Here is a 12,059-nt window from a genome sequence, read left to right as displayed (position 1 = left end):
CCGTCCGACATCGGACGGGGGCTTTGTACATTTTATGAGGATAAGAAGGGCGTGCTAAAAGCGCCAGCCCAAAGTGAGCGCTACCTGGTGATTGTTGTATTTTAAGTCGGCTGTTTGTTGATCTTCCTCTGAAACAAATCCGGAATAATACAAAGAGTAGGTGCTTTTTTCTTGTCGCAGCATATACCCTAGATCTACAAACATGTTGTTCATTCTAAAGCCCATGCCTAAGGAGTAGGTGTAATGGGTGTCGTCGGTGTTCAGGAAGTTGGACTTGTAAGGGCTTGTGAGCATACCCCATCCTCCCCGAAGGGATAAAACTTCGGAAGGCTTAACTTCGGCGCCTACCCGCAAATTGTGACTGCCGCGGAAGGTGTCGTTTATTTGCTGATTAAAAAAGCTCAGGTCGTCCCGAATGTCGAGGTTGGTCCCCTTTGCCTTAAACTTCATGCTGCTGTAGTCGGTGAACTCATAATCGGCGCTCAGCAAGCCTTTGTTGCCAAAAACCAAGCCTACACTTTGAATAAATTTAAAGGGAGTGGTGAAATTGTAGGAGAATTCGTATTGCGGCGTGCTGTAGTTTTGATACTCTGCAAATCCATTGGGCAAATCAACGCTGTAGGCATATTCTTCATCTACCGAGTAGAAGGTAGGTAAATGGACAGCCGTGGCAATACGAATGGCGTTGATGGGTTTGTATATGATGCCCACTTTGAGATTGGCACCGATGGCATTGGATCTGAGCTCCTCGGTAAGCGTGTAATGGTCCAGGTAATTCCAATCGGTATTATTGGGGTTTACCTGTTCGTAGTGATTTAAGGTTCGCTCGTAACTGTGTGTGGCGATGCCTAAAGTTGCACCCAGATACAGCATATTGCTGATGTTTAAACCTCCGGACAATACAAATTCCCCGGCGTTTCCTTGCTCTTCGACGAGTCGTCGCTGGTCGATGCCATACTGTTGGTGTGGCCAATAGGGGCCTTCCTCATCTATGTCCTCGAAGGCATGGTAGTAGGCCGATGGGATGGTAGCATTTTCATCCTGCTCAGCCATAGGATCTATTAAATAAGCATCGTAAAACAGCCGCTGCCTGCTTTGTAAAGAGCTTGGAGCTGTGTTGTCTGCGAAGTAGACCACCTCATCCATAAGTGAAGACTGTACGCCGTTGGCCATAAAATAGCTGTTCCGGTTAAAAGAATTATTTCGGTTGTAGCCAATGGCAAAGTGAGTGCTGACTATTCCGCTGCTTACCTCTCTCACGGGTTTAAAGGTGCCCACATAGCCTATTTGTTGAATAGAAAGTTTTAGTTTTTCGTCTTCTCCTGTGTTGCCGTAATAATTGGTGGACGACTGGTTTAGGTGAAGAGCTGGTGTGAAGGCAAATTCGCTGCTGCGGTAAACGGCGATGCCTGCCGGATTGATGCTGAGACTGGTGAAATCACCTCCCAGTGCGCCCATAGCGTTACCCAGAGACATGCTTCGTGCTGTGCCTGCCGGACGAGCCAGCGAGAGGCGAAGTGCATCATCCGTAGTTTGTCCATACATCGTAATGCCCAAGGCCAAGACGAAGAGGGTCAGTATCGAGAATATTCGTTTCATCGTTTTAGACTTTAGTTTGAATAAACAGGTTCTTCATCATTGTTATCTGCGTCCACCACTTCGGGAAGAAGATCCTGAACTTGACCCGGAGGAGCTTCTGGAGCTTCCAGAAGAGCTCGAGGAGCTGCGTGAAGGGGTGTAGCTGCTGCCGGAAGATGAACTTCTGCTGGGTGCCGAGTAGCTGCTGCTGGGACTTGAGCTTGAACTTCTGCTGGGTGCCGAGTAGCTTCTACTGGGAGCAGAACTTCTGGCAGGAGCCGAATAAGTACTCCTTGACCTGCTTGGCGCTGTACTGCTGCCTCGTTGATAATTGGTAGGAGCGCTGGGGCGCGTGGCAGCTGGTTGCGAAGCGCTGCGTTGTGGAGCTGTTCGAACAGTTCCTGACGGAGCAGTCCTCCTGGAAGCAGGACTGGTTGTGGTTCCTGCTGGTCGTGTGACTGAAGGACTGGAGCTGCCGGTGCTTCGTGATTGGACTGTGCCGGTGGTTTGGGCCGGACGAGGACTGTTGCTTACACGGGTATAGCTTGATCTGTTATAGACCGGACGCGTGTTGCCTTCCGTTTGTGAATAAGAGGGCGTATAACTCCTCCGGGTGGTGGTGTTAACCCCTGAGTTTCCCCTTGATGTGTTGCTTTGTGCCGTAGCCGCCGTTGTTGAACGGGCAGAAGCATCCGTAGTCCGCGTACTCCGGGGAGCGTCGCTTTGAGACCGGGGAACAGAGCCATTGGCGATGGTGCTGGGGGCGCTGCTTCTTGTGGTTGAGCCTTGGGCTCTGGGTACCGATCCGACTCCTTGTAAACCGGAAGTGCCATTGGTTCTTTCCCGGGCATTTGAACTCAAACCGGTTCGCGGTCCGTATTGTTTCTGTGTATTTGAGTAATTATTGCTGTAGTAAGGGCTGTGATAATAGGGACTGTGATGATAGCCATGGTAATAGGGATGCCCCCAATGGCTATAGGCATAGTAAGGACTGTAATAATTCCAGCCGAAGCCAAAGCCCCAGTTACTGTAGGGATAATTCCAGCCATAGTTCCAGCCGTAATAGTAGTTGTAGGGCCGGTGCCAGCTGTTGTAGTAGTAGTAATCGTACCAACGATTGGTCCAGGTCGGGAAGGCGTAGGCATAGCCCCCGTCAACATATACATTCCAATCGTAATGGTTGTAATACACGACCTCGCTGTAAAAGGGAGAATAATAGGGGATACGTACTGCAGGACTATGGAAGCGAACCAACCTTTCGGCGTAGTCGCGGTCCATGGAGGAACCCTGGAAGCCGTCTACCCAGTAGCCGGTCTCGTCGTTATAGTACAAAAGCGTATCGGTGCTTTCAATGCTTTCATCGTTTAAAATACCGGCGTACTCCTCCTGGATGCCTGAGAAATCACGCCTGTCTTGCTGAGCGTTTCCACGTTCGCTGCGCTCGTACTCTCGTTGCATGGCAGCCAGTTCTCTTTGCTGGTTCTTCTCTTCTTCGCGTGTTAACTGAGGAACAGGCGAAAAGGCATCGTCCATGTTTTCACGGGTGACACCGGGTACATAGTATACGTCGTCGTAATAAACGCCGGGGCCTGCAATGCGGCTTGTGCTGCATCCGCCGGCCAGTAAAACCAGTACCATTGCCGATGTTAATACTAAAGCTCTCATAATTTCTCCTCCTCATTGGTTTGTACACCTAATGTGTAGCAAAATTTATACCAAAACCCGGTATTGTGATTTGTTTGGTGTAAAAAAGTTGAATAATCATTAAAAACTGTAAACAGCTGTGTTCAAATGTAAGGTTTACGGACCAAAGGGGCCAAGGTTGCGGCATAAAACAAAGTGCAGGCGCATTCAATTATTCGGGCGATTATTCTTACTTTTGTGGCACTTGAAACAGAATGCTTTCGGGCGCTATCAATTTTGAATTAATCTATGGCAAAAGTATTAACAAGTCGCGAAGAAAGTTATGCCCAATGGTATAACGATTTGGTATTGAAAGCTGATTTGGCTGAGAATTCGGCCGTTAGGGGCTGTATGGTTATAAAGCCCTACGGTTATGCCATTTGGGAAAAAATGCAAAGGGTGCTGGACGATATGTTTAAAGAAACCGGGCACCAGAACGCATACTTCCCGCTCTTCATTCCCAAGTCTTTTTTCAGCAAGGAGGCTGCCCACGTGGATGGTTTTGCCAAGGAGTGTGCGGTGGTAACCCATTATCGTTTGAAGAACGACCCCGATGGGAAAGGGGTCATTGTTGACCCCGATGCCAAGCTGGAGGAAGAGTATATTGTGCGCCCTACCTCGGAAACCATTATCTGGAACACTTATAAAAATTGGATACAATCGTACCGCGATCTCCCTATTTTGGTGAATCAGTGGGCCAATGTGGTGCGCTGGGAAATGCGTACCCGTTTGTTTTTGCGTACTGCTGAATTTCTGTGGCAGGAGGGTCATACGGCTCACGCCACCCGCCAGGAAGCTATTGAGGAGACTGAAACCATGCTGAAGGTTTATGCCAAGTTTGCCGAGGAATGGATGGCTATGCCGGTGGTGCAAGGCTACAAGACCGCCAATGAGCGTTTTGCCGGGGCACTTGAAACCCTTACCATTGAAGCGTTGATGCAAGACGGAAAAGCCTTGCAGTCGGGCACCTCTCACTTTTTGGGTCAGAACTTTGCCAAGGCTTTTGATGTGACCTTTGCAAATCAGGATGGGAAGCTCGATCACGTTTGGGCGACCTCGTGGGGCGTGTCTACGCGACTCATGGGCGCGTTGGTGATGTCGCATTCTGACGACAACGGTTTGGTGCTTCCGCCCAAATTGGCCCCTATTCAGGTGGTGATAGTTCCTATTTACAAGAAGGCAGAGGAACTCGAGCGTATCAATGAGGTGGTGGACGGACTGGTGGTGCGTCTTAAATCGTTGGGTATTTCGGTGAAGTACGACAACGACGACAAGCGCAAGCCGGGTTGGAAATTTGCCGAATACGAATTGAAGGGGGTTCCTGTGCGATTGGCTGTTGGTCCCCGTGACCTCGAAAACGGCACCATGGAGGTGGCACGTCGCGATACGCTCACCAAGGAAATTATGCCTTTGGAAGGTATTGAGACCAAGGTACAACAACTGCTCAACGATATTCAGGAAAACATCTATAAGAAGGCACTCGACTTTAGAACTGCCCATACGACTAAGGTGGACGATTACGAGGAGTTCAAGCGTTTGCTCGATGAGAAGGGGGGCTTTTTCCTTTGTCACTGGGATGGCACACCCGAAACCGAGGAGCGCATTAAAAACGAAACCAAGGCGACCATTCGCTGCATTCCCATGGATGCACCTGAAGAGGAAGGCCAATGTATGGTGACCGGTAAACCCTCTGATCGGAGGGTACTCTTTGCCCGTTCGTACTAAGTTGGCTGGAGCCAGATACTTGAAGGGCCCTTCCGTATTTCGGAGGGGCCCTTTTTCGCATGCCATTTTGATGCTTATTGGCTTTGGTTCCAGGCGGGGGGCTCTTCGTTACGCAGATGTCTGATAAAGAAGTCCCTTCGTTTGCGTTCTCCATAACTGCCCCCGAGGGTGTGTCCTACTGAGGGTAAGATCAGCAGTTCAAATTCTTTTTCTGCTTTTATTAGTGCCGAAGCCACCTGCATGGTAGAGGCCGGATCCACGTTATTGTCGATTTCGCCGTTGATCAACAGCAGCTTGCCCTGCAGTAGGTGGGCGTTGACAACATTGGATGAAGCTTCATAGTGTGGCCCCACGGGGTAGCCCATCCATTGCTCGTTCCACCAAATTTTATCCATTCGATTGTCGTGACAGCCCGAAGAGGCCACGGCTGCTTTATAAAAGTCGGGATGAAACAATAAGGCCCCCATAGCACTTTGTCCCCCTGCCGATGCCCCGTATATGCCCACTCTGGTGGTGTCCATCCAAGAGTACTTCTCTGCTGCAGCCTTGATCCAGGCAATACGGTCCGGAAAACCTGCGTCTTTCAGGTTTTTCCAGCATACATCGTGAAAGGCTTTGGAGCGGTTGCTGGTTCCCATGCCATCGATTTGAACGACGATAAAGCCCAGTTCGGCCAGACTGCTGAAGGCGCCCATGTGGGCGCTGAAACTTTTTTGGACAAAGGAGCTGTGGGGACCGGCGTAAATGTATTCGACTATGGGGTAGGTTTTTTCCGGATTGAAATGGGTGGGGCGGTAGATGTTGCCCCAAATGTCGGTGCTGCCGTCTCGTCCTTTCGCTACAAAGACTTCCGGAGCCTTCCAGCCTTCCTTTTCGAGCGCGCTGATGTCGGCCCTGGCCAGTGTCATTATCGTATCGCCGTTCAGTGCGTCCCGCAACACACTTACAGGTGGTGTTTCGGGGGTGGACCAGGTGTCCAACAGATAGCGTTGGTTGTGCGAGAAGGAGGCTTGATGATGCCCTGTTTCTGGCGTCAGGTGGCGGAGTCCTTTTCCGTCCAGGCCAATGCGGTAATAGTGGACGTTGTAAGGATCTTCGTCGGGCTGGACGCCTCCGGCTCGGAAGACCAGCTGGCGATCTTTCTCATCTACATGGTCCACCCCGCGCACCACCCATTGGCCGGAAGTAATGGCCCGGGCTTTGCCCTTTTGGCTGTTGTACAAATACAGGTGATTCCAACCATCTCTTTCAGAGGCCCAAATAATCTCTGTCCCGTCGTTTAAATCGTGGCGGTAACGCTTTCCGCTGTAATCGATAAAGGTGGTGCTTTTTTCATCTATCAAAATGCGGACTGCGCCTGTTTCGGCATTAACCTCCACCACTTGGTAGCGCTGGTGCCCCCTTTCGTTGAATTCGAAGGTGAAACCGCGACTGTCGCTGTACCATTGGGGACCGCTTAAGCTGTATTGGTGTTCAAAGTCTTTGGTCGCTAAAGGGATTTGTTCTTTTTCGTTCACGTTAAAGAGCGCAGGTCTCTTAACCGGTAAGGCGTCGCCCGGTTTCAGGTATTCGAGCTCGTGCAGCTTGGGTTGCAACTGGCCGGCAGGTGCTGCTTCTATGTAGCGAATGAATTGTTTCTCGTGAAGGCGTACCTTATTGGTCGCCAAAAATCTGGAGTCGGGCGACCAAACCAGGAAGGAGGAGTAGGTGTCGCCTTTTGCCCCGTCGAAGCTCAACTGGTACTCTTCTTTGGTGTTTTGATGCCGAATATACACATTGTAATCGCGAATGAAGGCCACCCAGGTACTGTCGGGCGACCTTACTGCTCCCTGACTCAGTTCATCGGTGGTTTTTCCCCAATGTCCATAGTTGTTGCGCTTCTTTACCTTGCCGGTTGCCTTCAGGGTGTAGCTGTTTAAATCGCACAGCCACTTGAGGTTGTCCATTTCAAAGGTGAGGGTGTCGAGTCCCGCACTAAAGTTCACATTTTGCAGCGGCAGCTCCTCAGGCTTAAAGCTTTTCTTTTCGTTGGTCTGCTGCAGTAAGCGACCCAGTCGCTCATGGTCAAAAGCCCGACGTGTTGTTGCACTGTCGGCTTGGGCCACATACCAGGTCCTTCCTTCCCGGGTTTTAAGGGCATACCACAGCACCTGGGTGTTGGGGACCCAGCCCGATTCAGAAATGGTGTTGTACACCATATTGTTAAAGCGCGACACAGAGTCGGCCCGTTGGTAATCTTCGGCGCTGTATTGGGCCATGGCCCCTGCAGAGAGGACGCAAAACAGCAGGAGTACAAATCCCTTCATTATAGTTGTTTCTTGATTTTTTGGCAAGATAGTATTTTCGGTTATTTCCTGTTTTCAAAATGGAATAAGTGGCTTCTTTTATCGAAAAAGTTAAAAAATGACTCTTTTAATTTTTGATCGATGCGGCAGCTTTTGCAGAAAAAAGAACAGTTCTGGTCGATTTTAGGACAGGTTTTTAGGTCTAAGCATTTGATCTTTGTATTCTACCATCAAATTATTTAAGCTTATGAAAAGGTTAACCTGGGTGTTGGGGGCGCTTCTTGTGGTTGGACTTTCGTCCTGTGTCAAGGAGGAGGGCCTTAGTCTGCATTACGACTTTGGTCGCTTAAAGCGCGGCGGGACGGTGGTTCCGGATAAAAGTGGCAATGGTTTTGACGCCAGCCTGCATAATGGAGCTTCCGTGGAGAAACTAGCTGGAGTGGGTGTGCTCAATTTGGGCAGCGATAACGGGTTTTTGGACATGGGATCTGCCACTGGTGAATTGGTGGGCAGTCTCAAGGATTTTACCGTGGCTCTTTATTTGTATGTTGAGGAAAGCAATGACTTGGCTGCTCATGGTAATTTTGTATGGTGTTTTGGGAATTCGGACAATATGGCGGAGGACCAAAACGGCTCGATGTTTTTATCGGCGCGTACGACCAGTTTTGTTGCTTCGCGTCGTCACTGGTCGGGCGAGCAGGTGGCTAATGGTCGCCGTCCCTTCCCACGCGGCAGATGGCATCATGTAGCTTATATTCAGGCCAGGGGTTTGGGGCACATTTACCTTGATGGGGAACAGGTAGCCCGGGGTACCTTTACCCTGACGCCTTCGGAACTGGGCGCTACTACACATAATTTCCTTGGGAAGTCGGTTTATCGTGGAGATCAGTATTTAAAGGGGGCTAAGATGGCCGATTTTAGAGTTTACAACAGGGCTTTAGAGGTGGAGGATTTGAAGCGTTTTAAACCGACTGCCACTCGTTTGCAAGAGGCTGTTGTTGGCTTGCAGCTCGAAGCAGCTGCAAAGGCTATGGCGGATTTGTCGGCCCACGACTGGGTGAGCAACCTTGATTTGCCTGCGCATTTGGGTCAGGGGATGGCTGTTAGCTGGCATTCTTCAAATCCTGAGGTGCTTAGTCCCCGTGGTGTTGTGCAGCGTCCTGCTGTGGGATCGGAGCCTGTCGAGGTCACTTTAAGGGCTCTTTTGCAGAAGGACCGTCAAAAGGTTGAACGCAGTTTTAAAGTGACTGTCCTTCCCTGGTTTGATGATGCCGTTTCGGTTCAAAGGGATGCCGATCAAATAGTACTTCCTTACAATGTTGTGAATTTGCGGTCGGATGTGGAATTACCGAAAGTCGGGATAGAGGGTTCTGAAATCAGTTGGTCGTCTTCACAAACTGAGCTTTTGTCGAACGAAGGGAAATTGTTGCAGCTGGCACCGCATGGAAGTGGAGGCTTATCTGTAACACTAACCGCAACCGCAGCCAAGGGCAATGCCAGTGTGCAGCGTGATTTTGAAGTGAATGTAGCTGAAGATGAAGCTTATGTAGGTTATTTGTTTTCCTATTTTATTGGAAACGGTCCCGGTGAAGAGGCTATTTTCTATGCCTTGAGCGACGATGGCTATAATTTTAAGGCTTTGAACAACAACCAACCTATAGCAGCAGCCGATACCATCAGCTCGCGTGGAGGGGTGCGTGATCCGCACATTTTGAGGGGGCCTGATGGCAGTTTTTATATGGTGGTGACCGATCTTTATGTGCCTCGTGATGGCTGGTCGGGCAACAATGCGATGGTGTTTTTAAAATCGGACGACCTGATTAACTGGACCCATAGCGTGGTGAATATTGCTGAGCTGTTCCCCAATGAATATGGTGATGTGCTGCGGGTTTGGGCTCCCCAGAGTTATTACGACGAGGAAAAGGGGAAGATGATGGTGTACTTTTCGATGTTGCAACCCGGAGGTTACGACATCATTTATTATGCCTACGCCAATGCCGATTTTACTGGTTTAGAGTCCGCTCCCCAACAATTGCTTTATCATCCCGATGAGGTGGCCTGTATAGATGGGGATATTGTTTATAAAGATGGTGTTTATAACCTTTTCTTTAAAACGGAAGGTGCCGGAAACGGGATTAAGAAGGCGGTGTCTGATAAGCTTACAGCGGGTTACGAGGTTTTGGATCCCTACCTGCAACAAACGAACGATGCGGTTGAGGGGGCGTGTATTTACCGTTTGATAAATACCGATGAGTACGTTCTGATGTACGATGTATATTCGCGAGGAACTTATCAGTTTACCCAAACCAGGGACTTAGATAATTTTCGAATTATTGATGATAAGGTTTCTATGGATTTTCATCCACGTCATGGTACCGTTATTCCGATAACAAGTGCAGAGCGGGCGGCCATATTGGCCAAGTGGGGACGTTGATGCCCCTTCAAATGGGTCTTTTTTTAGGAGCAGCCGGGTGGCTGCTTTTTTTTTGAAGGGCTCAGGGTGCGGTTTTTCACGCTTTTCTTGTATTTTCGTAGAGTTACAAGAAACTCTTCCCTATGAAAACATCTTTGCAGGAACGCATCAGTGAGCAACTCAGTACCCGTGCAGCCCTTAAACAGGGCGTGTTTGATACCACTTTGGCCTCTTTTGGTGAGCTGAAGGAGGTATTGCAGACTTTTCCCGATAGGTTTAATCCCGGGTTGATGGATAAGGATGAACGCTTGCTTTTGCAATATGAAGAAGTGGGGGCACATGTGGCTAAGTTGAAGGTGGCCGGCGATGTACTGGTGTTTTTTATGCATACCAATGCCTTTATGTTCGACCGCGAACATAAAGTGTGGGAGCAGGATTATGCTAAGGAAAATATGGCCCGGGCTTATACCGGCGTCATCAATATTTACAATTTCTTGTACGATTCCTTCCGTTACGGACGGCCCGATGATTTGGGCTATATGGTGGCCCGGGTTTTTGTGAATCGGGAAAGGGCTTTTTTTGTAGAGGGAAAGCGGCAGCGCAGCATGGGGGTAAGTGGTTTTGGAAAGGCCGAGCTTGATGGGGACAATTGGCAGAAGATTGTGGAGACTGCGATGCTGTATTCTTTGGAGTTTGATTTGTTGGTGCCGCCCTATGAGAATATGAGTGTACTGACCATGGCTCAACTCAGCGAGGAGATTATGCAGTCGCGGCAACGCACGGGGAAGCGCCTGGGCTTTGTGTTTAAAAGCGACGATGTGCAGCAGTAATAATGGAACAGTAAAATACAAGGATATGACATTAACCGAACGCTTTTTAGAATACGTGTCCTTCGACACGCAATCGGACATGAATACCGGCTTAACGCCCAGTACCCCCGGGCAGATGTTTTTTGCCCGCTATTTGGTAGATGAGCTCAAGCGCATTGGTCTTTCGGAGGTGCAGGTCGACGACAATGGTTACCTGACCGCCACCTTGCCCGCCAACAATGGAGGCGAGGGACCGGTTGTGGGCTTTATTGCCCACCTGGATACCAGTCCCGATTTCAGCGGAAAGCATGTGAAGCCGCAAATCGTTAAGAATTACGATGGGGGCGACATTGCCCTGGATGCAGAGGAGGGACTGTGGCTGAAACCCGACGAGTTTCCTGAATTGAAAAACTATGTGGGGCAGGACCTGATATGCACCGATGGGCATACCCTTTTGGGCGCCGACGATAAGGCCGGGGTGGCAGAAATCATCTCTGCGATGGAGTACCTTTTGGCGCATCCGGAGATTAAGCACGGGAAGATTCGCATCGCCTTTACCCCCGATGAGGAAATTGGTCAGGGTGCCGATCATTTTGATGTGTCGGGTTTTGGTGCCGATTTTGCTTACACCCTGGATGGCGGCGAGATTGGTGAATTGGAGTTTGAGAACTTCAATGCCGCCATGGCCAAAATTACCGTACACGGACGCAATGTACATCCGGGTTATGCCCGGGGGAAAATGCGGAATTCCATGCGTATTGCCAATCAGTTGGTGGGTATGCTGCCGCGACACGAGACGCCCGAGCACACCGATGGTTATGAGGGTTTTTATCACCTGATGTCCTTCAACGGGGACGTGGAGAAAACGGAACTGCTCTTTATCATCAGGGACTTTGACAGGGACCGCTTTGAGAATCGGAAGCGGGAGCTGCAGCACCTGGTCAATAAGGTGAATGCCGAGTTTGGTGCGGCTACGGTAGTTATGGAGATGAACGATCAGTACTACAATATGCGGGAAAAGATTGAGCCGCTGATGTATATTGTGGAGTTGGCCCGGGAAGCGATGCTTAAGGCGGGTGTGGAACCCAAGGTGTTGCCCATACGTGGAGGGACCGATGGTGCGCGACTTTCCTATATGGGTTTGCCTACGCCCAACATCTTTGCCGGTGGCCACAACTTTCATGGTCGCTTTGAGTTTGTGCCCATTCCCAGTATGGAAAAAGCGGTGGAAGTCATCTTGCAGATTGCACAGATGGCGCCGGGGTATAGGGTAGCGGAGGGCTGAGGAGAGGGGGGGTTTCCCAGGGTCTCCCAGGGTCTCCCAGGCCCCCCAGGGTTGAAACCCTGGGTTATGATTGGGAGGAATAGGTCAGGCGCTTTGCGCCTGTTCTTGTAAGCGGACTGAAGTCCGCCGCTATGGTGCACCCGTGCCCCAATGCTTATGGTTTTCAAAGAAGGGGTTGCTATGCCTGGGTTATGATTGGGAGGAATAGGTCAGGCGCTTTGCGCCTGTTCTTGTAAGCGGACTGAAGTCCGCCGCTATGGTGCACCCGTGCCCCAATGCTT

At 50.1% G+C, this 12,059-nt stretch carries 7 protein-coding genes; 4 read left to right on the top strand and 3 right to left on the bottom strand.

The features are described 5' to 3' along the window. Positions 1-54 precede the first annotated feature (54 nt). Together B4W65_RS09060 and B4W65_RS09055 are read right to left on the bottom strand one after the other, a co-directional pair. Positions 55-1,599: an OmpP1/FadL family transporter gene (locus B4W65_RS09060; RefSeq protein ID WP_146697757.1), complete on the bottom strand. Its 1,545-nt coding sequence runs from the start codon at positions 1,597-1,599 to the stop codon at positions 55-57. A gap of 42 nt (positions 1,600-1,641) precedes the next feature. After that, complete coding sequence (locus B4W65_RS09055; protein WP_088654831.1) at positions 1,642-3,216, bottom strand: hypothetical protein; 1,575 nt, start codon at positions 3,214-3,216, stop codon at positions 1,642-1,644. A gap of 294 nt (positions 3,217-3,510) precedes the next feature. On the opposite strand from B4W65_RS09055, the gene proS reads away from it, so the two are divergent. Further along, positions 3,511-4,986: a proline--tRNA ligase gene (gene proS, locus B4W65_RS09050; RefSeq protein ID WP_088654830.1), complete on the top strand. Its 1,476-nt coding sequence runs from the start codon at positions 3,511-3,513 to the stop codon at positions 4,984-4,986. A 74-nt stretch (positions 4,987-5,060) separates the two neighbouring features. Here the strand turns inward: proS and B4W65_RS09045 are convergent, their stop codons facing one another. Next, positions 5,061-7,292, bottom strand: a complete 2,232-nt coding sequence (locus B4W65_RS09045) for a S9 family peptidase (RefSeq protein ID WP_088654829.1) — start codon at positions 7,290-7,292, stop codon at positions 5,061-5,063. Between the two features lie 226 nt (positions 7,293-7,518). On the opposite strand from B4W65_RS09045, the gene B4W65_RS09040 reads away from it, so the two are divergent. The 3 genes from B4W65_RS09040 to pepT all read left to right on the top strand — a co-directional run bounded on the left by B4W65_RS09040 (position 7,519) and on the right by pepT (position 11,778). Then, positions 7,519-9,705, top strand: coding sequence for an immunoglobulin-like domain-containing protein (locus B4W65_RS09040; RefSeq protein ID WP_088654828.1), 2,187 nt, complete (start codon positions 7,519-7,521; stop codon positions 9,703-9,705). Between the two features lie 122 nt (positions 9,706-9,827). Continuing rightward, positions 9,828-10,514 carry a hypothetical protein gene (locus B4W65_RS09035; RefSeq protein WP_088654827.1) on the top strand — a complete coding sequence of 229 codons (687 nt, stop codon included), beginning with the start codon at positions 9,828-9,830 and terminating at the stop codon, positions 10,512-10,514. A gap of 25 nt (positions 10,515-10,539) precedes the next feature. Further along, positions 10,540-11,778 (top strand): peptidase T, encoded by a 1,239-nt coding sequence (gene pepT, locus B4W65_RS09030; RefSeq protein ID WP_088654826.1) that lies wholly within the window; start codon positions 10,540-10,542, stop codon positions 11,776-11,778. Positions 11,779-12,059: the final 281 nt, after the last annotated feature.

Source organism: Geofilum rhodophaeum, from assembly GCF_002210225.1.
GTDB lineage: Bacteria > Bacteroidota > Bacteroidia > Bacteroidales > Marinilabiliaceae > Geofilum > Geofilum rhodophaeum.
Note: the sequence above shows the minus strand (reverse complement) of the source record. Positions and strands in the feature narration are given on the sequence as shown.

Coding starts and splice junctions, on each gene's coding strand:
- B4W65_RS09045 (WP_088654829.1), bottom strand. CDS start 7,292: ATGAAGGGATTTGTACTCCTGCTGTTTTGCGTCCTCTCTGCAGGGGCC.
- B4W65_RS09040 (WP_088654828.1), top strand. CDS start 7,519: ATGAAAAGGTTAACCTGGGTGTTGGGGGCGCTTCTTGTGGTTGGACTT.
- proS (WP_088654830.1), top strand. CDS start 3,511: ATGGCAAAAGTATTAACAAGTCGCGAAGAAAGTTATGCCCAATGGTAT.
- B4W65_RS09060 (WP_146697757.1), bottom strand. CDS start 1,599: ATGAAACGAATATTCTCGATACTGACCCTCTTCGTCTTGGCCTTGGGC.
- pepT (WP_088654826.1), top strand. CDS start 10,540: ATGACATTAACCGAACGCTTTTTAGAATACGTGTCCTTCGACACGCAA.
- B4W65_RS09035 (WP_088654827.1), top strand. CDS start 9,828: ATGAAAACATCTTTGCAGGAACGCATCAGTGAGCAACTCAGTACCCGT.
- B4W65_RS09055 (WP_088654831.1), bottom strand. CDS start 3,216: ATGGTACTGGTTTTACTGGCCGGCGGATGCAGCACAAGCCGCATTGCA.